At 60.2% G+C, this 22,303-nt stretch carries 20 protein-coding genes and 4 pseudogenes; 20 read left to right on the top strand and 4 right to left on the bottom strand.

All coding sequences use genetic code 11. The features are described 5' to 3' along the window. Nucleotides 1-814 (bottom strand): integrase (locus M653_RS0129815; RefSeq protein WP_032936458.1); only part of this gene is annotated, 814 nt, incomplete at its 3' end. Nucleotides 815-1,732: 918 nt separating this feature from the next. Here M653_RS0129815 and M653_RS0129805 point away from each other — a divergent pair. Then, nucleotides 1,733-1,921 (top strand): hypothetical protein, encoded by a 189-nt coding sequence (locus M653_RS0129805; RefSeq protein ID WP_156938318.1) that lies wholly within the window; start codon nucleotides 1,733-1,735, stop codon nucleotides 1,919-1,921. A gap of 493 nt (nucleotides 1,922-2,414) precedes the next feature. Here the strand turns inward: M653_RS0129805 and M653_RS0129800 are convergent, their stop codons facing one another. Both M653_RS0129800 and M653_RS1000000137980 read right to left on the bottom strand, forming a co-directional pair. After that, complete coding sequence (locus tag M653_RS0129800) at nucleotides 2,415-3,254, bottom strand: GNAT family N-acetyltransferase (protein ID WP_051442872.1); 840 nt, start codon at nucleotides 3,252-3,254, stop codon at nucleotides 2,415-2,417. A 424-nt stretch (nucleotides 3,255-3,678) separates the two neighbouring features. After that, a pseudogene (locus tag M653_RS1000000137980) lies at nucleotides 3,679-3,856 on the bottom strand (IS5/IS1182 family transposase); the annotation flags it as partial. A 41-nt stretch (nucleotides 3,857-3,897) separates the two neighbouring features. Here M653_RS1000000137980 and M653_RS0129790 point away from each other — a divergent pair. Continuing rightward, a complete protein-coding gene (locus M653_RS0129790) occupies nucleotides 3,898-4,134 on the top strand; it encodes a hypothetical protein (RefSeq protein ID WP_027146588.1) in 237 nt (78 codons plus the stop codon). Nucleotides 4,135-4,278: 144 nt separating this feature from the next. On the opposite strand, the gene M653_RS1000000137125 is transcribed toward M653_RS0129790, so the two are convergent. Continuing rightward, complete coding sequence (locus M653_RS1000000137125) at nucleotides 4,279-4,452, bottom strand: hypothetical protein (RefSeq protein WP_156938316.1); 174 nt, start codon at nucleotides 4,450-4,452, stop codon at nucleotides 4,279-4,281. 1,073 nt (nucleotides 4,453-5,525) lie between these two features. On the opposite strand from M653_RS1000000137125, the gene M653_RS0129775 reads away from it, so the two are divergent. The 18 genes and pseudogenes from M653_RS0129775 (at nucleotide 5,526) to M653_RS0129690 (ending at nucleotide 22,029) form a co-directional block, all read left to right on the top strand. Next, on the top strand, nucleotides 5,526-6,560 hold the full coding sequence (locus tag M653_RS0129775; protein WP_027146586.1) for a class I SAM-dependent methyltransferase: 1,035 nt from the start codon (nucleotides 5,526-5,528) through the stop codon (nucleotides 6,558-6,560). Between the two features lie 655 nt (nucleotides 6,561-7,215). Further along, nucleotides 7,216-8,487: a hypothetical protein gene (locus M653_RS0129770; protein ID WP_245262399.1), complete on the top strand. Its 1,272-nt coding sequence runs from the start codon at nucleotides 7,216-7,218 to the stop codon at nucleotides 8,485-8,487. 113 nt (nucleotides 8,488-8,600) lie between these two features. Beyond that, a pseudogene (locus tag M653_RS1000000137975) lies at nucleotides 8,601-8,793 on the top strand (SMC-Scp complex subunit ScpB); the annotation flags it as partial. 16 nt (nucleotides 8,794-8,809) lie between these two features. Next, a pseudogene (locus M653_RS1000000137970) lies at nucleotides 8,810-9,036 on the top strand (ISAs1 family transposase); the annotation flags it as partial. A gap of 472 nt (nucleotides 9,037-9,508) precedes the next feature. Further along, nucleotides 9,509-9,947: pseudogene (locus tag M653_RS1000000134820) on the top strand (CopG family transcriptional regulator). A gap of 318 nt (nucleotides 9,948-10,265) precedes the next feature. Continuing rightward, nucleotides 10,266-11,228, top strand: a complete 963-nt coding sequence (gene trbB / locus M653_RS0129755) for a P-type conjugative transfer ATPase TrbB (RefSeq protein WP_027146584.1) — start codon at nucleotides 10,266-10,268, stop codon at nucleotides 11,226-11,228. 86 nt (nucleotides 11,229-11,314) lie between these two features. Next, entirely contained in the window at nucleotides 11,315-11,575 is a 261-nt protein-coding gene (locus M653_RS0129750) for a TrbC/VirB2 family protein (protein ID WP_245262400.1), read from the top strand. Then, nucleotides 11,575-11,838, top strand: a complete 264-nt coding sequence (locus tag M653_RS0129745; protein ID WP_027146582.1) for a VirB3 family type IV secretion system protein — start codon at nucleotides 11,575-11,577, stop codon at nucleotides 11,836-11,838. The genes M653_RS0129750 and M653_RS0129745 overlap by 1 nt, the downstream gene beginning before the upstream one ends. A 12-nt stretch (nucleotides 11,839-11,850) precedes the next feature. After that, nucleotides 11,851-14,397, top strand: a complete 2,547-nt coding sequence (gene trbE / locus M653_RS0129740; protein WP_027146581.1) for a conjugal transfer protein TrbE — start codon at nucleotides 11,851-11,853, stop codon at nucleotides 14,395-14,397. Then, complete coding sequence (gene trbJ / locus M653_RS0129735; protein WP_032936449.1) at nucleotides 14,397-15,146, top strand: P-type conjugative transfer protein TrbJ; 750 nt, start codon at nucleotides 14,397-14,399, stop codon at nucleotides 15,144-15,146. Before trbE ends, trbJ begins: the two co-directional genes overlap by 1 nt. A 12-nt stretch (nucleotides 15,147-15,158) precedes the next feature. Beyond that, nucleotides 15,159-15,485, top strand: coding sequence for a putative entry exclusion protein TrbK-alt (trbK-alt, locus tag M653_RS01000000133940; RefSeq protein WP_051442871.1), 327 nt, complete (start codon nucleotides 15,159-15,161; stop codon nucleotides 15,483-15,485). Next, nucleotides 15,482-16,879 (top strand): P-type conjugative transfer protein TrbL, encoded by a 1,398-nt coding sequence (trbL, locus tag M653_RS0129725; RefSeq protein ID WP_027146579.1) that lies wholly within the window; start codon nucleotides 15,482-15,484, stop codon nucleotides 16,877-16,879. Before trbK-alt ends, trbL begins: the two co-directional genes overlap by 4 nt. Beyond that, nucleotides 16,876-17,562, top strand: a complete 687-nt coding sequence (gene trbF, locus M653_RS0129720) for a conjugal transfer protein TrbF (RefSeq protein ID WP_027146578.1) — start codon at nucleotides 16,876-16,878, stop codon at nucleotides 17,560-17,562. The genes trbL and trbF overlap by 4 nt, the downstream gene beginning before the upstream one ends. A gap of 62 nt (nucleotides 17,563-17,624) precedes the next feature. After that, nucleotides 17,625-18,620, top strand: a complete 996-nt coding sequence (gene trbG / locus M653_RS0129715) for a P-type conjugative transfer protein TrbG (protein WP_245262398.1) — start codon at nucleotides 17,625-17,627, stop codon at nucleotides 18,618-18,620. Beyond that, nucleotides 18,617-19,831, top strand: a complete 1,215-nt coding sequence (locus M653_RS0129710) for a TrbI/VirB10 family protein (RefSeq protein WP_027146576.1) — start codon at nucleotides 18,617-18,619, stop codon at nucleotides 19,829-19,831. The genes trbG and M653_RS0129710 overlap by 4 nt, the downstream gene beginning before the upstream one ends. Further along, nucleotides 19,828-19,971 (top strand): DUF2274 domain-containing protein, encoded by a 144-nt coding sequence (locus tag M653_RS1000000136350; RefSeq protein WP_084637037.1) that lies wholly within the window; start codon nucleotides 19,828-19,830, stop codon nucleotides 19,969-19,971. Before M653_RS0129710 ends, M653_RS1000000136350 begins: the two co-directional genes overlap by 4 nt. Then, a complete protein-coding gene (locus tag M653_RS0129700; RefSeq protein WP_027146575.1) occupies nucleotides 19,959-20,189 on the top strand; it encodes a DUF2274 domain-containing protein in 231 nt (76 codons plus the stop codon). Before M653_RS1000000136350 ends, M653_RS0129700 begins: the two co-directional genes overlap by 13 nt. Before the next feature lie 670 nt (nucleotides 20,190-20,859). Next, on the top strand, nucleotides 20,860-22,029 hold the full coding sequence (locus M653_RS0129690; RefSeq protein ID WP_027146574.1) for a TlpA disulfide reductase family protein: 1,170 nt from the start codon (nucleotides 20,860-20,862) through the stop codon (nucleotides 22,027-22,029). The last annotated feature ends 274 nt before the right edge of the window (nucleotides 22,030-22,303 follow it).

Genomic DNA, 22,303 nt, shown 5'->3' with positions numbered 1-22,303 from the left:
GGCGCATGCCCGAAATGTCGCCGGCGCGCAGGCCGAGACGTGCAAGCAGGAGAAGCACTGCGCGGTCGCGGACGCCCATTGGCGTCGTGATGTCGCACGACGCGATAACCCGCTCGACCTCCGCCGTGGAGATGTAGCGCGGCAAGGCCGCCAACCGCCATTGCGGCACCGTCGGGATCGCATGATCAAGCCCCGACCGGCATAGGCCTTGGGTTGCTAAATATCTGAGGTAGCCCCGTAGCGCCATCGTCATCGTCTTGAGGTTTGCCCGCGAATTGCGCTGCGCTTCCCCCAGGATCGCTTGCCGAATGAGGCGGGCATCGTAATGCCTTGGATCGGGACCCAAAGCGGGAAGCAGCCGCATCACCATCCGGCCATGGCGATCGATTGTGCGCTCAGAAATGCCCCGGTGCCGTCTCAGCCAAATCTGGAATGCAAGGACATGGTCGTCGTGGGCACGCGGCTCATCCTGCGTCCATGGCGTCACGATCCCGCATTCCGCCAGAAAACTCACGAACCGCCGCGCCCGGTTCACGTATTTGGCGGACAGGCGATCGGCTCGTCGCACGCCGGGACAGCGGCATCGATGTCGCGCGAAACGGCGAACCGTATCCTCGTTGATCTCCGCGACAGCGATCTTGGCGCTTTGCAGCCAATGTCCGAAGTGACGAGCCGAGGCTTCGTAGCCTGACACCGTCAGGCGGGTGTGTCCCAGGCTCAACAATCGGCTCGTGAACGCTTCCACGAACGGTCGCAAGGCGCCCGGGTCCATCAATCGCGTGCATTCGAGCATAACTTCCTTCGACTTTGACAATGTGGTCCCCTCTCAAGGTCAAATGACGTCGAGAGACGACAAAATTATGCCGAGCAAGAAAGCGATTGAGCGCTCTAACACCTTGAAGTTGGCTTGATTGCGGCCTACTCTGCATAATCCAGCGCTCCACATAATTGCGGAAGTCCACCGGCTTCGTCGCAACCATCACCTTGGCCGCACCCGTCGGCCCGATCACGACGGCGCCTTCAGCGCACGGATCACCGCCCCACCGTCCTAGCGTCGGCGCCACGACCGACCCGCATGGCGACGCCGTCAATCTCCAGCTCGATCACGCCGGCTTCTCGCGCGGCCTTCCGCTTCCGTGTCGATCTCGCGCGCTTCCCCGCCGGTTCGGGCTCCTGTGCCGCGACCACTGCTGGAACAAACAACGGCTCCGGTGCCGGCGCATTCGCCAACGGCACACGCGCGGACCGGCGGACCAATGCATGTCGCCGAGCCACCGCGCTGACGGTCTCGCCAGCATCGTAGCTTTCCGCCACGATCCGCGCCTTCTCCTCCGAGCAACCATTCGCGCCGCCGTCCAGAACCCGTGAATATCTCAAGCCGTCGAACCGGATCCTCGTCCCTGGACTTAAGCGTAAGCTCTGAAATCGTCATGTGTCGAAGCCCTCAAAGGCTCCGAGCATCGTCGCTCACGACCATGCGCGAAAGGTGCTACCGGGACAGCGAGGTGCTATGGCAGCGAGTTCACTATGCCTGGCGCAGGAGGGTCGGCCGTGCCGTTGAATCAAGGAGGCCATCGCAAACGGCGAACAGCTTGATTTCGGGCTGTGTGTCCACGTCTTGCAGATGAATTCGTAGGGCGTGAGGCCCTTGAGGGACATTTGGATATCCCCATCGTAAGCCCTTGAAGCGGCTTCAGTAGCCGGTCCCACACACCTGCCCGCCCGAGAGATGTTGGGCGGGCTGATCGGTGGCCAGATCCTGCTTGCCGACCGCGCCCGTCGCTTCGAAGTCGCAAACCACGGGTCGGTCATAGGCCTGCAGAGCCTCGATCAGGCGGTCATGTTCCACCACATCGAACCCGGCAACCCGATGCAGAATGGCTGCTCCGCTGCCCGTCGCCTCACCTGGCCGACGGGGTAACCAACGCCGGAAACGAACTCAGAACTGGATAAAAACTGGGCAACGTCACCAACCTTCAATCGCCGCGTCCGCATCACCACGCAACGTCTGTTCACGGGTGCGGCCTCAATTGAACGACAATAGCGGACAGGCCGGCGGCTCAGTCCAACATGTCTCTAGCTCACCGTCGCGATCCCGTACTTTCGCCACCCCTTTCTGTGCACCGCCATAAAAACGCTCTGCATTTTGCAAAGGTCTACATAAACTAAAAAATGCGCAATTTGCGGCGCATGAGGTCGGGTCCGAAAATTGGGCAGTGCTGACCTCCGTCGTGGCGAGCTGCACCTGAGCGACATCAATCCGGTCTCCTACATCGCGGAAACCCTGGGTGATCATAGATGGCCATCCTCAAAGCCGAATCGAGGAGCTCATCCCCCTGGAACTTCCGGAAAGCGTCAAGCCAAGACACATAGGGGATCGGCGAGGCACTGGAGCTTGCAACCGAGCTGTCCAATTATGGAAAACCGAACTGACTTGAAGCAAGCACATAAGTGCGGAAGGGTGGTTCCGTATCAGCGTGGGCCTCGCCGCGGCACATCGCCGTGGCTGTTGACACTTCCGCGATCCCGATAGAGTTCAGCCATTCTGCGAGCCCGGACTGCTGACGGAGAACTACGCGAGTCAATGCTCCGAGACGTTGTGAAAAAAGCAAGCATAACAGGCGTCTTGCTTGGTAGGTGTCACATGCGATGACCGGCCCGGCGACTTCGACACTCCCGTACCGTAGGATCGCAGCATAGCCAACCACCTTCCCCGCATGCCGGATAACGGCAACCAATCCCTTGTTCCAAAGTGTGGATATCAGCGTTCGCCGATCTAGTCCCGTAGCCCTTCGGTCGATATCGGAAATCTGCTCTAGATCATCTCGGGTTGCCCATTCAGCCCCATGCTGGGCCTCCATGCAAGGAATTACCCCTCGATGAGTATGCACAGCTTCCAACCGATCAAATCCGAGCTTGAGATAGAGCGGCTTTCCATCGGACGTTGCTATGAGGCGGCATTCGGGTTCGCCCGCTTTTTCTAGGGCGAGTCTCATGAGTTGACCACCGATTCCCTGGCGACGCATCTTCTCGTCGACAACCAGAAGACCGATAGTCGCGACCTCTCCAAAGAACGTCATGCAAATCGACCCGACGAGATGATTGTTCATAGTAGCCACATAGCCGCAGCCCAAGTCCAGAAGCATCAACAAATTGTCCATGAAGTTGGTCCACCCGGCCTGAGCCGTGAGCTCCAGCGTCTCGTCGACATGTTCGGCTCGGAACTCGGCAAACTTGGTATCGATGATCCGCATAGTCTATTGCCTTTTCGATGTTAGGCTTAAGCAGCGCAGCAGCCGGCATTGCAGCTAGACCGCGCGCGCAGCGCTTGCCTATGCCAGGTTCTCGCCCACACGATCCCATTCTGATCGAGTACCCGACAAGCTTGCGCTATCTTCAAGATTCCGATCAAGTGCTTCTCGCGTAGATGTCACGATAAGAAAAGCAGGAACTATGCCAGCGCGAAAAAAGTGTCGGTTCAATAAGTTGGTTTTCCGTATCCGATTCTATCTGTTCGCTGTAGGACAGTTTTGTCAGGCTTACAGCAACGGGCAAGAATTGGGTCGCGAAGGGCACCACCTTAGGCACAGCAGAGAGACGACACGGAAAAGACGGGAAAACTTGACCTCGGCCGTGAGCAATGAGCGGGATCAGGGCTTCGAGTTTGATCGGCTGATGGTGGACGGCGGCGAGGAGAAGCCACAAAGAACCCTTGAGCCACTGAGCAGGAGCGAGAAGTTGTAGTCGGCGGAGGTCCGGATTGGGTTGACGCATCGCCCTGCTCTCCGGCGAGATAGTTGCGGGCCATCCGGTGCTCCGCATTGATGTCGCCCATCGCGGAGCGGCGGCGACTCTCAAAATTCGGCTCCAGGTTCCGGCTCTGGCGCCGACAGGCTGGTGCAGGTGAAAGCGGCTGCGGAGAAGGAGGCCGACCCTGCAGTTTGTGCAATTCCGATCGCGGGCGAGGACCGGCCGGTCGAGCACGCCGGCGCAGCGAAGCACGAGGTGCCCGCATCGGCCGATCGGGTTGAGCTCGAGATCGGTGAAAGCCGGCTCGTCCTGACGGACTCGGTCGATCCGACCCTGTCGGCCGCGTTCGTGGACGCCTTGCATGTGCGGGCGGTGAATGCGTGAACGTCGCGTGGCGTCGCGGCCGCTCGACTTACGCCCCGGCATCAATGGCCTCGTTGCACTGGTCCCCTCTCTTGCCACACGCGCTTCAGTAACGCGCCACCCCCAAACGGTTCTCCGGCAGATCGCATCATATTGGCGCTGCGCTCACTCGGCCTCATAACGCGCCCGCTCGCGCCGCAGCGCCCACTGCCGCCCAAGCCGATGCGTCTTCTCTTCGATCTGGCCCAGGACGGCGATGGCGATGGCGATCTTGTCCGGCCTCAAGGCCTCGAGCAGGATGCTTTCGACGGGTGCGCCGATCCGTCTTGATCGGCGCACCCGTCGATCGCCGCAAGAGAAGTCGCGCGAAGCCTTCCCTGCTAGAGCTGGATGAGATTTGTAAGATTGATCGGCATAGGAGGACGCCTCGCGGCGCCGCCCCTCCTAGACGAGCATAAAGATCACGTACCACGGCCGTCCGGCCGGATTAAGCTTAGACAGAGACATAGAGACTCGAGAGAAGGAGCGACTCGAAATGGTGGTTGCGCAGGGCCTGTTGGACCGCCGGGTGTCCTGACATGGCCAGAATCCCGTCAGTGAACCGGCAGCAACCGCGGCCCGGAGCTTTGGCACAGCACGACGGCGCAGCTGTGCCCCTTCCCACACCTGAAGTATTGCGGCAAAGCGCCGCCAAGGTCATGCGCCTGGATCCAGACGAGTTCATCCGGCGTTTTCTCCTCCAGGATACTCGATGGGACCTTCGTGAGCGTACGCGCCCTTGGGGCGCACTGATATATACGGGTGGGTCAACGCATAGCGGTGTCGAACAAAGCCCTTCCGACATCCTCTGTCGGGTTTGTCGGGTCCGCCACAGGCTTGTTTAGCCATTCTCTCGTTGTCTTAAGCTAAATGGCTGAAAAGCATTCAAAAGATTCGTTTTCGCCTCGATCAGTCAGAATGGCATAGATTTTGAGACCTTCATTGCGAGGGAGAGCTTGCGACCGGGCACCAAGAGTAGCAATCCTGGATGATGCCGAAGCAACCATAGGAATTTGGCCATGCCGACTGCACACATAGACCAAGGCGCGTGTATCTTCACAGACGACGTCGGCTGCGCAAGGCGGCTCAACGTACCTGACGTAAGCGTGCTCGACACCAGTGACGATAGGGGCTGCGGCGTATTCGCTGCCCGCAATTTCGTGGCGGGCGAGGTTGTTATCATTGGGCTACTTGACTCCATGGAAAGGCTGCGGACGACAAACTCGATCCAACTGAGTTGGGACGCCCACGCTCTCTTTGAGAAGCCGGCAACGTCATCAAAACTATCGAAGAGCCCGTCCATGTGTGCGGGTACTGTCATGCGCGCGCTGCCGGAGGTTGTGCGTTGAGCAATTCGCCTTAGGGAGTGCGAAATGGAGTCGCAGATGCGAGACTTTTTTGTGGAGTGCGATAAGGCACCACGATTGAATGAAATGGCCGATTTTTTTTCGGAAACTGCTGCGGGGCGATCAGGAGTTCCGATCAAAGTGCCGAGCGTTGATGCGCGCCTTTTCAAAGGGGATATGTCGCTGGAAAGCTTCGCCGAGGTACATCGCCAGCTCTGGGGCCGTTTCGACCCTCATTATTTTGGCAGTATCCCTTATCGCCTAGAGGAGGCGGTTCGCCTTGGCGATGCCTTCTTACGATATGGATGCGCTATTGCAAATGATGATTGCGCGGCTCGCATCTATGTACTGGGAGACGCCGAGGGCACACTCGCTCGTGCGCTAGCCAAGCTGGGCAACGGCAAGATTAAAACCCTCTCGTGCAGTCCTAACAAGGAAAACGAGCAGAGCTTCTTTCTCCACGGGCGCCCCGCACATGCAGTATTCTTCCTTGGCCCGTTCCATCACCTCACGCGGAGTAGAATAGCGTCGACGCCTAGTTTGAGGCATTTTTCCGAAAGGTTCGACATCATCTTGGAGGACACCACGTTCCAAATGTATTCTGCCAATCGAAAGGAGCAGATTGGCTTTGTGAAACGCAATTTGAAAGACGACGGCATTTTCCTATTCCTAGAGAAATTCAGGCAGGCCGACGGGGGGGAGTACTTGCGTCGTGAACTTCAGAAAGATTACGGATATAAAATCCGTTTCTTCGATCCGGATGAGATCAAAAAGAAGAACGAGGTTATCCTGAAGCGAATGAATCTCAACGAGACTACGCTTAATGATATATCCTCAGCGTTGGCCGCGTATTTCAAATATGGATGCGTGACGTGGAATAGCGGCAATTTCTACACGCTTGCGGCCAGCAACAGCGCAGACAATCTGCAGCGCCTTATTTCGGCGATGGCCCCGCCCTGCATCCCCAATGAATATGTCTACATAGAAGCTCCCGCTTCGCTGCCGGGATTGGCAGTTGAACTACCACCATTTCGAAGCTTGGGACATCCATCATATGAGTGAAGCCGTTCAAGGGTCGACGCCTCGCGCAATGCATCGTTTAGGGCGGGGCGCGTTCTTGCGGTACGCCTGGCGCGCAGCATGGCAGGTACGGGTGTGGCGGAGGACATGGTTGCATTCTTGAATCTAACAGCGTGCAGACGTCACTTCTATGGTGTTCTCGGGATGGTAATCAGTGAGCGGCGGGGCCGGCTTGTTGCGGGCTCTGTCGACCGGCGATTGGCCACTGCGTGCGATACTAGCGGGTCCGGTGCTGGTCGGCCGAAAGCTGACCGATGCCGATCTCCTGCGCATAATCCGGGTCCCTTTATCGGGCGGATGAAGGGCAGTCCGAATCTGGCAATGGGATCAGGTTAATTGTGTATGGGCCAATTGCACTGGCCGATGCTCGAGTTAGGGTCCGTGGCCTCCGCGTAGTTCGGCGTCATCGTCGTCGAGGCATGGGCAGCTTTCAGTCGTCGACCGGGTAGACCTGGTCAAAAACCAGGGATTAAATGCAATGGAATCGTTGTCTCCAAGGCCCGTAGCCGAAGCGTTGGCGTGGCTTATGCCGTACATTTCCCGGTACTCGACACTTCCAACTGGTGCATATGCGCATGCCGTTTATAATGCGAAACCAGCCGCTGGCGATCCTGTCCGTAAGCACGCTCTGGAGCAGATGGAACTGCTACTTGCAGATCGCGCCTCACGTCTGGGTTATGGGCGTCAGCAGATTGAAACACTTGGCAAACAGCTTCGCAGTCGACCGGTCATTCAGACCGGCCCACATTGTCATCTGATTTTTGAACCCGATGCATTCTATACGCACATCTTTAGTGCCTTAGGACTTCGCGCGCATAATGACGGCTGGTATGTGTCTTATTCGGTCTCGAACGTCAAATTCCGTCAAGGCGGCAAGATAGGCCCCGGTCTGCTGCGGTTGGGTGATAAAATCGTCAATGTGTTCGGCTTGTCGCGCAGCAAAATGGACCCGTACAGTATTTGCGGCCGCCATTCGCCAAAGCGGTTTGCTCTGACGACTTCGGAAAAGATGACTGGTGCGGATCATCTAGTCGAGCAATTACAAAGAATTCTCCCAAAGGGTGATTTTCCCTCGGCCGCCGATGCTATCAAGACAGCTAATCAGAGCCTCTGGCGCCAGTTTTTCGCATCGGATCTACAGTTACTTCAAATCGACGATATGGACGTGGGGGAACTTGTTGCCCAACATCTTCGCGATCCGTCATCGTGGCTTTCGTCAACGCTGTTTGGAGCAGGCTCTTTTGCTAAAAGAGTGCTTGCCCACCTCGAATCGTTTAATCGCGGCCAGTGGAGGGGCTGGGCAAAGACGACCACGGACTTTTTCTGGCATTTGTCAGGAGGGCGCATCGTTCCCATGCGATTGAGCGACGGCGTGTTTTTGAATGCCGAAGGGAGCTTCTCTGCACCATGCGCGCCTGCAGCCCTTGTCCGATCTTTGAACGAGGGGGAGATCATACCCAGTCTGTTCCTGTCATTTTTGGTGATGTCCATACTTCCTGGATTGCGGGCGCTCGGCGGTAGTCGCCAGATCATCTACTATCCAATTATGCGCAACGCCTTGTTATCTACCCTCTCCGAGTTTCCAGCACCTGCAAATCGCAGCCTAGCCGCCTCCCTAGGTTCCGATGAGGAGCCGGGTATGTGGGGCCATCGGACGATCTCGCCTGATCACGCCATCGATCCGTTCAGTTTAATCTCCCAGAATGGCTCGTCCTGTTTTGAGCAGTTGATCGATTGCTATGGCGAGATGCGCTTGAGCGAGGCATGGGGCCGCTTGCCAGCATTCACCGGCGATCCCCTGTGGCAAACGCTATGCGAGCGGCTTGCAAAGGGGCGAGCATTCGAGGACCGCCCAATTTGGCTCGCTGGCGCTCAGCATTCTGTAGTTCCACCACAGCTCGATATCTGAACTGAGAACCGATAATATTGGTATTCGATAGCAATAGTGACAATCGGCGTGTCTTATAATTTTTGGAGGTCACACATTAAAACGTCGAAGAACTCTGGCCAGATGAAGACGGTCTGGACCAGCCCGCGGAAGTGGGCTGGCAAGAATTAACGAACAGCGGCGACCATTTTGCCGCCAGCGAAGCCGTCGCCCGCGAGACGCTCGCAAGCGTCCTGGAAAAGGCTGCAGCAAGATCTTTTGATCGACGATGTTCGCGAGAAACTGCGAGGCCGCCCCTATCACCTGGTCTCGGTCGCCGGCGGCTGGAGCATCGTACGCGTCCAGTTCCGCCGCGTTATCGGCCAGACAGGCCGCGTAGGCGGTGTAAGGCCATTGGGGCATCGAAAGCAGGTTGCATTGGGTCCCTCGTCGTCGTCTTCGGCTACCAAATACGGCTTTCGTCGGGCACTTTGCCTTCAACCTCCTTAGAGCTATCGTCGACAAGCGATCCCTAAGAGCAGGCGCAAGATCGCAGGCCGGGATACCACCTACCTCCAGACATTCTCGTAGCCTCAGCTGCGGAGCCTTCTGTGGTTGCCGCCTGTGATGCAAGTGGCTTCTGGCCCTTTTCGATGTGTGATTGAGTGCGGTCTTCTGTCAGGCCTTCATGTGGCTGGCCCGTACAGTGATCTGCAGGTCAGGTCCAAATCTCAACAACCAGCGCATTGGCTCTCTGGCCCCAGCCTGTGGTAGTGTGCTGAGAGTTCTGCAAATTCGCTGAGAGAGGGCGGTCATGGCAGGCTGGTGATGTTCAACGTCACCTGATTTCCGCGAAGGAACGGCACAAACCAAGATTGAGAGTAAGACCGCCAGCGCTGCCGTCAAAGACATTCTGCTTTCGAATCCTGAGGGTCTGCACGAAGTGATCCGTGCGGTGATGCAGGAGGTGCTCGAGGCAGAGATGGAGGATGAAGCGCATGATGCAGGGCGTCGCCCGGCAGGTCTCGCTCGATCCTAATACGGCATAGAGCTGTGAAACGCGATGCCGAAGAAGCCGCCGAAGAAGCAGCGCCTGTCGGTTTATCTCGACCCAGACGTCAGGAAGGCACTGTCGGTCTATGCGGCACGCCGGGATCAAATCCCGGTCGCTGATCGCGGAAGCTGCAATCGCTTCCTTCCTGTCGCCGGACGCCGCCGAGCGCCGGGAGGCTGCAATCATCAAATGCCTCGATTAGCTCGACCGCCGGATGACCCGCATCGAACGCGATCAAGGCATCTCGGTGGAGACGCTCGCGGTGTTCGTGCGCTTCTGGCTGACCACCAATCCACCGTTGCCGGAACCAGCACAGGCGGCGGCGAGGGCCAAGGGCGCGGAGCGTTACGACGCTTTTGTCACCGACCTTGCACGGCGTCTCGCCAAAGGGCCGAAACTGAGACAGGAAATCTCGGAGGATGTCTTGCCCGAGGATGGTGTGAATTAGATCGGGCTTCTAGGAGGTGTCGTCCGCTCGCCGACAGTGTTAGCCGCCCGCATCGATCGTCCCCGCGTCGCCCGCTGGCGCGAATGATTCTCGGGAGGGATAGCGAACCGGGTCAGCCAGTGAGGGCGCCTGCACCGCATTTTGCAAGTCGCTTCACGTCGCGGCGCGATCGCCGGTTTTGCTTGTTGCAAGGCACCTGTTCCTGCTTCTTCTAATCATCCCCGATCGCGGCTCTAACCAAATCGCCGCGAGGAAACAGGCATCATCGTGGCAATTAATTATCACGCCGGCAGGGAAGCGGTCTCGCGCGGCGCCCGCATGCTGCGGACGGCGCTCGGTCCAGCGATTGCCGGCTATCTCGAAGACCCCGCCATAGTCGAGGTGATGCTGAACCCTGACGGGCGCCTGTGGGTCGACCGGCTGAGAGAGGGACTGTCCGCTACCGACGACACCCTCACCCCAGCCGATGGCGAGCGCATCGTGCGGCTGGTTGCCCACCATGTCGGCGCGGAAGTTCATTCCGCCGCGCCTCGGGTTTCAGCCGAACTGCCAGAGACGGGAGAGCGGTTTGAGGGATTGCTTCCGCCGGTCGTGGCCGCACCGACCTTCGCTATCCGCAAGCCTGCCGTTGCCGTGTTCACGCTTCAGAACTACGTCGCGTCTGGCGTCATGACCGAGGGCCAGGCCGACGTGCTGCAACTGGCGGTCACAAGGCGCAAGAACATCCTGATTGCAGGCGGGACGTCGACCGGCAAGACCACTCTGGTCAACGCCCTGCTGGCCGAAATCGCGAAATCCTCGGATCGTATTGTCCTGATCGAAGATACCCGCGAGCTGCAATGTGCAGCGCCCAATCTGGTGGCGCTTCGCACCAAGGATGGTGTCGCATCGCTCTCCGACCTCGTGAAGTCGTCACTGCGGCTTCGCCCCGATCGCATCCCGATCGGCGAAGTGCGTGGCGCGGAAGCGCTCGATCTCTTGAAGGCGTGGGGCACCGGGCATCCGGGCGGCATTGGCACGATCCACGCCAGCTCCGGACTTGGGGCGCTGCGTCGGCTTGAACAGCTCGTTCAGGAAGCCGTCGTGACCGTTCCGCGCGCGCTGATCGCCGAAACGATTGACATCGTCGCCGTGCTTGCCGGCCGCGGTTCGGCCCGCCGCCTCGTCGAGATCGCACTCGTCGACGGGCTCGATCCTAGCACCGGCGACTACCGCATCCTCGAAGCCAAAATCGAAGCCGACCCTAACCCGAATTCGCAGTCCTCTGGAGCCTCAGAATGAATCCGCTTTCCTTCATTTCATCGTCTATCCGTAAAATTGGTGCGATCCTTCCGCCGTTCGCCGCTACTGCTGCTGCTGCGGCCACGATGATCGTGCCCGCCCATGCGGCCGGCTCCTCGATGCCGTGGGAGCAACCGCTTCAGCAGATCCTGGAATCGATCGAGGGACCGGTCGCCAAGATCGTGGCGGTGATCATCATCATCGTCACCGGCCTGTCGCTGGCCTTCGGCGACACCTCGGGCGGATTCCGACGTCTGATCCAGATCGTGTTCGGACTGTCGATCGCCTTCGCGGCGAGTTCGTTCTTCCTTTCCTTCTTCTCGTTCGGCGGCGGAGCGCTGATCTGATGGAGGAGGATGTCCGCGGCTTCTTCGCGCCGGTCCACCGTGCACTCACCGAACCTATCTTGCTCGGCGGCGCGCCTCGTGCTGTCGCTATTCTCAACGGCACGCTGGCCGGCGCGGTCGGGCTCGGTCTTAGGCTCTGGCTCGTCGGCGTCCTGATCTGGGCAATCGGTCATTTTGCGGCCGTCCTGGCGGCGAAGCGCGACCCCCAGTTCGTCGACGTGGTTCGCCGGCACCTTCGCTATCCCGCGCATTTCGGCTGCTGAGAAGTTTTCCCAATGATGAACCTCGTCGAATACCGCAAGCGCTCGCAAAACCTCGCCGACTATTTGCCCTGGGCTGCATTGGTGGCACCCGGAGTCGTCCTCAACAAGGACGGCTCGTTCCAGCGAACCGCGAGTTTTCGCGGCCCCGATCTCGACAGTGCAACGCCGGCCGAATTGGTCGGCACGACGGGTCGCCTCAACAATGCGCTGCGCCGTCTCGGCTCCGGCTGGGCGATCTTCGTCGAAGCCGCTCGGCTTGCAGCGCAACACTATCCGGCAGGTCTTTTCCCTGACAGCGCCTCGGCGTTGGTGGATCTTGAACGCCGCGAACAATTCGAGGGTGAGGCCGACCGCGGGTCGCCCCAGTGGAGCGGCGGCGAGCCCCATGCTGAACTCTTTGAAAGCAGCTATTTTCTCACCTTTGTCTGGCTGCCGCCGGCCGAGGAAGCATCTCGGATGGAGAGCTGGGTCTATGAAGGCCGGGAAAAGAGCGGTGTGGACTCGCGGGAGCTGTTGAAAGGTTTCGTGGATCGCACCGACCGCATGCTGAACCTCATCCAAGGTTTCGTTCCCGAAGTCGACTGGCTCAACGACAGCGAGACATTGACCTACCTGCACTCGACGATCTCGACCAGACGCCATCGCGTCCGTGTTCCCGAGACGCCGATGCATCTCGATGCATTGCTGGTGGATCAACCGCTCGCCGGCGGGCTGGAGCCGCGGCTCGGCGAGTCCCATCTGCGCACGCTCACAATCATAGGCTTCCCGACCTCGACCTTTCCTGGGATTCTCGACGAACTCAACCGACTTGCCTTCCCATACCGCTGGTCGACGCGAGCAATCATGCTCGACAAGACCGATGCAACCCGGCTGCTCACCAAAATCCGCCGCCAGTGGTTCGCCAAGCGGAAATCGGTCGCGGCGATCCTCAAGGAGGTGATGACCAATGAGGCATCGGTCCTGGTCGACACGGACGCTGCCAACAAGGCAGCCGACGCGGACGCCGCGCTTCAGGAACTCGGCTCCGATCAGATCGGCGAAGCCTATGTCACTGCCACTGTGACTGTGTGGGATGCCGATCCTTCAATCGCTGACGAAAAACTCCGGCTGACGGAAAAGACCATCCAGTCACGCGACTTCACGACAATCGTCGAGCGTGTAAACGCCATCGAGGCCTGGCTCGGCAGTATCCCGGGCCACGTTTATGCCAATGTCCGCCAGCCACCGCTATCGACGCTAAACCTTGCCCACATGATCCCGCTTTCGGCGGTCTGGGCGGGGCCGGCAACTGACGAGCATTTCGGTGCGTGGCCATTGTTCTTCGCCAGGACGGAGGGCTCAACGCCGTTCCGGTTCAGCCTGCATGTCGGTGATGTCGGCCATACGCTTGTCGTCGGCCCCACCGGTGCCGGCAAGTCGGTTCTGCTCGCACTGATGGCGCTGCAGTTTCGGCGTTATCCAGACAACCAGGTCTTTGCCTTTGATTTCGGCGGATCGATCCGCGCGGCCGTGCTTGCCATGGGCGGAGACTGGCAGAATCTCGGCGGCAACCCGTCGAGCGGGCAGGGACCAGATGATCCGCTTGCGCTGCTCACATTCGCTGACCTGACCGATGACACCGGCAACGTTTCGCTGCAACCCCTGGCCGACATTCATCAAACGCCCGAACGGGCCTGGGCGGCCGACTGGCTCGTCGACACTCTCTTGCGCGAAGGCGTGCCCGTCACGCCGGAGGTCAAAGAGCAGCTCTGGTCGGCGCTGACCTCATTGGCCTCCTCGCCGGTTCAAGAGCGGACACTAACCGGATTGTCGGTGCTGCTGCAGTCGACGCCACTGAAGCAGGCGTTGCGACCCTACTGTATCGGCGGTCCCTACGGTCGGTTGCTCGACGCCGAACACGAGCGTATCGGCGAAGCATCGGTTCAGGCTTTCGAAACCGAGGGGCTGATCGGCACCGGCGCGGCGCCAGCGGTGCTCGCCTATCTCTTCCACCGCATCGAGCAGCGGATGGACGGGCGGCCGACGCTGCTGATCATCGACGAGGGTTGGCTGGCGCTCGACGATGGCGGCTTCGCGCAACAGCTGCGCGAATGGCTGAAAACCCTTCGCAAGAAGAATGCTTCCGTCATTTTCGCTACGCAGTCGCTGTCCGATATCTACGGTAGTAAGATTGCGCCGGCCATTGTCGAAAGCTGTCCAACGCGGGTCTTCCTGCCGAACGAGCGGGCAATCGAGCCGCAGATCACGGAAATCTACCGACGCTTCGGACTGAATGATCGCCAGATCGAGATCGTCGCACGGGCAACCCCGAAGCGCGACTACTACTGCCAATCGCGCCGCGGCAATCGGTTGTTCGAGCTCGGTCTCGGTCCGATCGCGCTGGCCCTATGCGCCGCCTCGTCAAAGGCTGAGCAGGCCTCAATCGAGCGGATCATCGCCGAGAGCGGCCGTGCCAATTTCCTTGAGGCCTGGCTTGCCTATCGTGGCCTTTCCTGGGCCGCCGACCTCGTTCCCCACCTCACCAACATCGTCGACCAATCCGCAGAGGAGGTTTCATAATGAAATCTGTTCCCAACCGTCTCCGTGTCCGGCATCTGGCTGCTGCTAGTGTTCTCGCTGCCGGCGTCGCCCTGTCGTGCAGCCCGGCTTCGGCACTGATCGTCTTCGATCCCAGAAACTATACCGAGAACCTACTCTCTGCCGCCCGCGCGCTGGAGCAGATCCAAAACCAGGTCACCTCGCTCCAAAACGAGGCGCAGATGCTGATCAACCAGGCGAAGAACCTCACCTCGCTGCCGACATCACTGCTTGGTCAGATCGAGTACAATTTCTCCGAGATGAAGAGCCTGCTCGGCGAGGCCGACAGGCTTGCCTATAGCGTCCAGGACATCGAGAGCCAATTCAAGTCGACCTATGAGAATTTCGGTTCGAACCTCTCTGGGCGGCAGCTTGTCGATGGTGCGCGTGAACGCTGGCAAGCGTCCGTTGCTTCGTTCGAGCATTCCTTGAAAGCCGGAGCTATCGCTGTTGGCAACATCGAGGGGACGCGGGAGCAGACGAGCACGGCCGTCGAGGCCAGTCAGTCGGCGGTAGGCATCCTGCAGGCGACGCAGGCCGGCAATCAGCTTCTCGCCGTCCAGGCGAGGCAGGTCGCCGATCTTACCGCGATGATGGCCGCGCAAGGCCGGGCCGCAGCCCTTGAGAGCGCCAGGCAGGCAGCCGCCCAGGAACAGGCGCGAGAACAGTTCAGCCGGTTCATGGCGGGCAAAAGCTACAGCCCGAGCAGCGTGCGCATGTTCCACGATTAAGGGTTTGCACCAATGGACTTTAAGACGACCGCCCGCTTGATCGGGGTGACGGCGCTCGCCCTGGCGGTCGCCATCACCATCATCTCGCGCAACGACGACAAATACACCGCCCCGCCAATCCTGCGCCCGGCCGATCCCGATAGTGGTCCGCTGGTCCGTGAGCTCACGCGTTGCCGCACGCTCGGCGAACAGGCCACCCACGACGTTGCCTGCAAGGCCGCCTGGGAAGAAAGCCGACGCCGCTTCTTCATGCCCGGTAATCACGACCGACCGGCGTGGCCGGCCGACGACCGGTTCGGCCGTATCGACCGCTCGCTCGGCGAGGACAAGACACCATGAACGATACCGGGGTCATCGACCGCTTTCTGGAAACATTCACCCGATACATCGATTCAGGCTTCGGCCTGCTCGGTGGCGAAGTCTCCTTCCTCACCTCGACCCTCATCGTCATCGACATCACGCTAGCGGGGATATTCTGGGCCTGGGGCGCTGACGAGGATGTGCTGCACAGGCTGGTGAAGAAGACGCTCTACATCGGCTTCTTCGCCTTCATCATCGGCAACTTCAATCGGCTGGCCGGCATCGTCTTCGAGAGTTTTTCCGGGCTGGGTCTGAAGGCGGGAGGGTCGACACTTTCCGAGTCTGCGCTGCTGCAGCCAGGCCGCGTCGCGCAGGTGGGTATCGACGCCGGCAATCCGATCCTCGAAGCCGCCAGCCAGCTGATGGGCTACGTCTCCTTCTTCGAGAATTTTGTCCAGATCGCCGTTCTGATGATCGCCTGGGCGATCGTGCTGACCGCCTTCTTCATTCTGGCCGTGCAGATCTTCGTCACGCTGATCGAGTTCAAACTGACGACGCTTGCCGGCTTCGTGCTGATCCCCTTTGCGCTGTTCAACAGGACGGCTTTTCTCGCCGAAAAAGTGCTCGGCAATATTGTCGCTTCCGGTGTCAAAATTCTGGTGCTCGCCGTCATCGTCGGCATCGGCTCGGGTCTGTTTGGGGAATTCACGCAAGGCTTCGCTGATCAACCTACCATTACAGATGCGCTGTCACTTGTTCTCGGCGCGCTTTCGCTGATGGGGCTGTCGATCTTCGGCCCGGGCATTGCTACGGGCCTTGTCTCCGGCGCTCCGCAACTCGGCGCGGGTGCCGCGGTCGGCACGAGCCTCGCCGCCGCCGGTCTTGGCGCCGCAGGTTACATGGGCACGCGTGCTGGACTGAGTGGTGCCGCAAATACTGTTGGTGCCGGGGGGCGCATGTCGGCCGCAGCGGCGCGCGGCAGTGCGCATCTGGCGGGAAGCACGTCCACCGCCTTCGGCCTGGCCGCTGCTGCCTCAGGACAGAGTGGTGCCGGCGCAGTTGCCGCTGGTCTGGGCGGGGTCGCCCGAGCCGGCGTCGGGGCCGCCGTTCAGCCGGTCAGGCAAGCCATGTCGCGCGCCGCGTCGTCGCTCGGCAGCAGCAATCAATCCGGTCGTTCTGCGGGATGGAATGCTACCGGTGGGCAATCGCCGGCCGGCCCCATGAGCGCAGCCGCAAAAAATCCCTCCTTTGCCGGACCGCCCCCCGCATCACGTTCCAATGCCACAGCCGGCTCGCCGCCGGAATGGGCCGCTCGCATGAAGCGCGGCCAGGCCATGAGCCATGGCGCCAGCACGGCCGCTCATTCCATCCGCTCCGGCGATCACGGCGGCGGCTCGATGAATGTCTCTCTCCACCAGGATGATCACCGATGAACCCCTTCAAACGACCTTCGGTCCGGTACGGTAAGACGACTCAGCCGGAGACGCCGTATCAGCGCGCAGCCCAAGCGTGGGATGAGCGCATTGGCTCGGCGCGGGTGCAGGCGAGAAATTGGCGGCTGATGGCCTTCGGGTCGCTCGTGCTCGCCGGCGGTTTCGGTTCGGCGTTGGTCTGGCAATCGACGCGGGGCTCCGTCGTTCCCTGGGTGGTCCAGATCGATAAGTTTGGCGAGGCCCAGGTGGTGGCGCCGGCGATGGTCGAGTTCAAGCCCACGGATCCGCAGATCGCATGGCATCTCGCCCGGTTCATTGAGCAGGTGCGAAGTATCGCGGACGATCCTGTCATCGTGCGTCAGAACTGGATGCGCGCCTACGATTACACGACCGATCGCGGCGCCGTCTCTCTCAACGATTATGCCCGCCTGAACGACCCCTTTGCCAAGGTCGGCAAAGTACAGGTGGCAATCGACGTCTCGAGCGTCATCCGCGCCTCACCGGACTCGTTTCGCGTCGCCTGGATCGAGCGCCGCTACGAAAACGGCAGCCTGGCCAGCACCGAGCGCTGGACCGCCATCCTTACAATCGTGATTCAGCAACCCCGCGATGCCGAGCGGCTGAAAGCCAATCCGCTCGGTGTCTACGTCAACGCCATAAACTGGTCGAAGGAGCTTTCATGATGCGTGCGGCACGGACACGGAAATCGGCGAGACAAACCGCGCGCAGTATCACGATGACGCGCATGCTTGCCGTAGGCCTGTTATCCGCGACAGCGCTCGCCGGTTGCGCCTCGAAAAAATACATTCCGCCCGAGATCGACTACGACGATGCGCCTGCTGTCCGCAAAGCCGATCCTCCCGGTCCGGTGAAGGTGGTGGAGGTTCCAAAACCGCTCCCGCTTCCCGGTCAGCTGAAGCCGGTCGTAATTAGCAAGGCGAAGACTGAGCCGGCCGATCCGAAGCAGCGGATCAGCCAGGCGAATGAGGCGGCGCGCATGCAGCCTGTACGCGATGGCTTTATCAACGCAATCCAGCTCTATCCCTGGAGCGAGGGTGCGCTCTACCAGATTTATGCCGCTCCCGGCCAGGTCACCGACATTGCCCTGCAGCCCGGCGAGCAGCTTGTCGGCTCAGGACCTGTCGCCGCCGGCGACACGGTGCGCTGGATCATAGGCGATACGCAAAGTGGGGCAGGGGAGCGACTTCAGGTCCATATTCTCGTCAAACCGACGCGCCCCGATCTCCAGACCAACCTTGTCATCAACAGCGACAGGCGCACCTATCATCTCGAACTGCGCTCGACCGAGAAGACCTATATGGCCTCGGTGTCGTGGCAATATCCGCAAGACCAGTTGATCGCCCTCCGGCGCCAGAACGCTCAGGCTTCCGCCGCGCAGCCAGTCGCTTCGGGCGTCGACATCCAGAAACTCAATTTTCGATATCGCATCGAGGGTGACCCTGCGCCCTGGAAGCCGCTGCGCGCTTTCGACGACGGCGCGAAGGTCTATATCGAATTCCCATCGGGCATCGGTCAAGGTCAAATGCCGCCGCTGTTCGTCATCGGTCCGTCAGGTGGCGCTGAACTGGTCAACTACCGCGCACGCCAGAACTACTATGTCGTCGACCGGCTGTTTGCCGCGGCCGAGCTGAGGCTGGGCGACAAGACCAGCGAAAGGCGCGTCCGCATCGTGCGGACCGACGGCAAGAAGCCGCAGCGCAGCGTGGGGCTGTTTCGATGAGCGAAACTTCCAATTTCTATAACCCGGATATCGAAGGGGAGCTGCAGCTGCGCCCTGAGCCCGCCAGGGTGACGCGACTGTCGCGCAAGGTGCTCATTGGCCTTTGCGGCGTCGCGAGCGTCGCGATCCTCGGCACGCTGTTCTGGGCACTCAATAGCAGAGGCCGCAGCGCCGAGCCGTCATCCGAACTGTTCACCACGGAAAACCGTACCACCGCCGACGGACTGCAGGGCCTGCCGAAGGACTATTCGGGCGTCCCGAAACTCGGGCCTGCATTGCCCGGCGATCTCGGAAGGCCGATCCTGCGCGCGCAAGAGCGAGGCCAGCAGGTTCAGGTTCCAGACATCCAAACACCGCGTGCCGATCCGGACGAACAACGCCGCCTGGCTGAGATCGAGGCCGCCCGCGTGGCAAAGCTGTTCACCGACGCGAATTCGCGGGCCAATTCAGCGCGACAGAGTTCTGGCGGCGCAATTGGCGGCGGCGACGCCTTGTCAGGATTGGCGTCGTCACCCGAGCTGCCGGCGCTTGAGCCGGGCCTGACTCAAAATATGCAGGATGGCAAGCTCGCCTTCGTCAATGCTAAGCCCGATCGCCGCACCGTCAGTCCCGATCGCCTCGCCGAAAAAGCCTCGCCCTACGTTGTGCAGGCCGGGACGGTCATTCCAGCTGCCCTGATCACTGGCATCCGCTCTGACCTGCCCGGCCAAATCAGCGCTCAGGTCACGGAGAATGTCTATGATAGCCCGACAGGGTCATACCTGCTCGTCCCCCAAGGAGCAAAGCTGATTGGCCAGTATGACAGCCAGGTCGCCTTCGGCCAGTCGCGCGTGCTGCTGGTGTGGAACCGGCTCATCATGCCCAATGGCACCTCCATTGTGCTGGAGCGCCAGCAGGGCGCGGATACTGAAGGGTTCTCTGGGCTCGAGGACGCGGTCGACCATCACTGGGGCCAGCTGTTTCGGGCTGCAGCGCTCTCGACGCTGCTTGGGATCGGCACCTCGCTTGGTTCCAGCAATGACCAAGGTGATATCGCCAAGGCCATTCGCGAAGGCGCACAGGATTCGCTCAGCAATGTCGGCCAGCAGATCGTGCGCAATCAGCTCAATGTCCAGCCGACACTGACCATCCGGCCGGGTTTCCCGGTTCGGGTCATCGTCAATCGCGATCTTGTTCTGGCGCCGTACGGTGCAGCGGAGGATCCGACATGACCACGCTGAAGCTCTCCGCCATTCCCGATGATCGGCCAGTCAAGGTGACGGTCGCGTTGCGGGCGGCCGTAAATTGCGATCTCAATGGTCAACATGTCTCGGTCGCATTTTCTATCGGAGGCGACGCATGGCGAAGCTGAAACTTGGTCCATTGCCAAAATTCGGGACGGTCCGCATGACGATCTCGCTTCCCGAGCCGCTTAAGGATGAACTGGAGCGCTACGCGGCGGAATACAGCCGCTTGTATGAGCCCGTCGAAGCGGCGGCTCTGATCCCCCATATGCTCGAGGCGTTCATGCGATCGGATCGCGGCTATCGCAGCCGCAAGGCGCAAGCGGCGCGAGGACAAGTCCGTTAACGAGGGGTCGGCCGTGTCGACACCGGCGTGGGCGTGGACGGATCCGAGGCGGCAGGGATCATCAGCTTTCCGCGTTCTGCTGAGGCCAATGTGGCGATCCGGTCTCCAGCGCTGAGCTGCAGTCCGACAGGGTTGAGTCTGCACCCAACGGCGTCACGCATGTCTTTGAGGAGAAGCATCGCTTAAGAAGGAAGCCGGTGCTGAGGCAGCGCACTGGCTAAGGATGATATCCTGCTCGCGACAGAGTGCGGCAACCCGCCTCATCGCGCTAGAGAAATGTCGGCGATCGGCAGGCAGGCTGGCTCTTGTGCACAGGCAGACAGGTCGTGGAGATCGCGCCCGTGCTTCTGACGAGCGCCGAACTGCTGCTGCTCGACAAGCCGACCATCGATGTTGGCCGCCGGCTAGTGCCTACACATAGGTGTCCGTGTCCGAAATCTGACAGCGACAGAACCCCATGGCGGTTTTGCTACAAAGGGCGACCTTGGCCGATGAGGCGTCCTTGAGCAGAGTCATAGGTTTACTGGCGCTGAGCGAGGTGGCACGGCCTTTGCTTAAGCTGAAGAGCGGCAATACGGACTGAGGGCTGCCCATATGCTTCGGTCGTGTGTTCCGTTTCCCACGGGAACAAGCTCGCGCAAAGCGCATCTGGCGATAGTTGGAGAATGACATGGTGCTTCGGATGGATTCCCCGGCCCCTGCGATCAAGGTGGAAAACTGGCTGCGTGGCGAGCCGCTGACCGCCTTCCAGCCTGGGAAACTCTACATCGTCGAGTTTTGGGCGACGTGGTGTGGCCCCTGCGTGGAGGCGATGCCCCATTTGGCGGAGCTCCAGGAGAAATACAAGGATCGCGGGCTTGAGGTTGTCGGAGTCGCAAGTTCTGAAGATGCTCCGACCGCGGACGAAGCGCGTACTAAGCTGGACGCGTGGTTGACCGAAAACTGCTCGTATCTGAATTATCGGATAGCGTTCGACTTCGCGGGCGAAATGGACAAGCTTTGGATGGAACCCAGCCTCTCCCTCGGGATTCCGACCTCGTTCGTTGTCGATCGTGATGGCGCCATCGCCTTTGTCGGTCACCCGATGGACCTCGCTAAGGTCTTGCCCAAAGTGATCAACGGCCGCTGGCGCACCAGCAAGCAAGCAAAAGCCGATGACGCGAAGCGGGTTGCCGAAGATGAAGCCACAATGCGTGAACGAGCGGTGAAGACGCCGATTTTGGACAAGTTTTATGCGGCGTTCAAGGCACAGGAATGGCACACGGCGCTGACGGCTATCGAAGAGGGTGTCGCATTGTTCCCGGACGATCCCCTCATCCGCACGTCCCATGCGCGTCTGCTGATTCACGAAATGCGGGACATGCGCGCGGGCTTGCCGGCCATGCAGCTCTTCGTTCGCGACGCGATCAACCAAAATTGCGTGAATTGGCTCTCTTATGCGCTGCAACAACTCTTCCATCCGGAGGAGGACTATTCGTACCTTCCTTCTGCCGAGCGTTTCGCGATGGGCAAAGAGCTATCCGAACACATCCTCCCTCTTCTGGAGCCCGCGACAGGCGACGGCGCCTTCAAGTTCCTGTATTATCCGGCGCTCGGTCAGTACTTTTACGAGAGCGGCGACAAGGATCGCGCGGTCGAGTTGATCGAAGTGGCACTGAAGTCGCTCGCCGATTGGGAGGATGGCTCAAAACAATCCAAACGGCAGATTGGACAGGAATTGCTGCAGGCCCTGGCCAACTACAAGAGTGAGCAGGTTTGCTCACAAGATGTTTGTGTGGCTCCGCAACAGGATTTCCCGAAGCCAAACCGCACCCGGAAGACGGAAGATGAAGAGGGATGACAGGCCGGAAATCCCGTGGCCTGAGTGGGCGAATTTTGGCAAGCGCATGTGCGTCGCAAGCACGCCTAAAGCGAAGGGCTTATGCGCCCCGTTGCCATCCTGGGTTGGATGTTATGCTATCCCTGAGCCCACTTTGCGCGCAGCAGCAAAGGCCTGCCTCGCGGGCTCAGGCGGGCCGTCGTCAATGATGGCCGGTTGGCGCCGCGCGGCATTGGCTCTCCAACAACCGGAGCGTCTTCGGCGCGAACCTTGTTGGAAGCGGTACTCCTCGCGC

This window comes from Mesorhizobium sp. WSM3626, from assembly GCF_000513935.1.
Lineage (GTDB): Bacteria > Pseudomonadota > Alphaproteobacteria > Rhizobiales > Rhizobiaceae > Mesorhizobium > Mesorhizobium salmacidum.
Note: the sequence above shows the minus strand (reverse complement) of the source record. Positions and strands in the feature narration are given on the sequence as shown.

Bases quoted from the DNA above. Each gene is read 5' to 3' on its own strand.
- M653_RS0129800 (WP_051442872.1), bottom strand. From the start codon at position 3,254: ATGCGGATCATCGATACCAAGTTTGCCGAGTTCCGAGCCGAACATGTC.
- M653_RS0129775 (WP_027146586.1), top strand. From the start codon at position 5,526: ATGGAGTCGCAGATGCGAGACTTTTTTGTGGAGTGCGATAAGGCACCA.
- M653_RS0129770 (WP_245262399.1), top strand. From the start codon at position 7,216: ATGGAACTGCTACTTGCAGATCGCGCCTCACGTCTGGGTTATGGGCGT.
- trbB (WP_027146584.1), top strand. From the start codon at position 10,266: ATGCTGCGGACGGCGCTCGGTCCAGCGATTGCCGGCTATCTCGAAGAC.
- M653_RS0129750 (WP_245262400.1), top strand. From the start codon at position 11,315: ATGATCGTGCCCGCCCATGCGGCCGGCTCCTCGATGCCGTGGGAGCAA.
- M653_RS0129745 (WP_027146582.1), top strand. From the start codon at position 11,575: ATGGAGGAGGATGTCCGCGGCTTCTTCGCGCCGGTCCACCGTGCACTC.
- trbE (WP_027146581.1), top strand. From the start codon at position 11,851: ATGATGAACCTCGTCGAATACCGCAAGCGCTCGCAAAACCTCGCCGAC.
- trbJ (WP_032936449.1), top strand. From the start codon at position 14,397: ATGAAATCTGTTCCCAACCGTCTCCGTGTCCGGCATCTGGCTGCTGCT.
- trbK-alt (WP_051442871.1), top strand. From the start codon at position 15,159: ATGGACTTTAAGACGACCGCCCGCTTGATCGGGGTGACGGCGCTCGCC.
- trbL (WP_027146579.1), top strand. From the start codon at position 15,482: ATGAACGATACCGGGGTCATCGACCGCTTTCTGGAAACATTCACCCGA.
- trbF (WP_027146578.1), top strand. From the start codon at position 16,876: ATGAACCCCTTCAAACGACCTTCGGTCCGGTACGGTAAGACGACTCAG.
- trbG (WP_245262398.1), top strand. From the start codon at position 17,625: ATGCTTGCCGTAGGCCTGTTATCCGCGACAGCGCTCGCCGGTTGCGCC.
- M653_RS0129710 (WP_027146576.1), top strand. From the start codon at position 18,617: ATGAGCGAAACTTCCAATTTCTATAACCCGGATATCGAAGGGGAGCTG.
- M653_RS1000000136350 (WP_084637037.1), top strand. From the start codon at position 19,828: ATGACCACGCTGAAGCTCTCCGCCATTCCCGATGATCGGCCAGTCAAG.
- M653_RS0129700 (WP_027146575.1), top strand. From the start codon at position 19,959: ATGGCGAAGCTGAAACTTGGTCCATTGCCAAAATTCGGGACGGTCCGC.
- M653_RS0129690 (WP_027146574.1), top strand. From the start codon at position 20,860: ATGGTGCTTCGGATGGATTCCCCGGCCCCTGCGATCAAGGTGGAAAAC.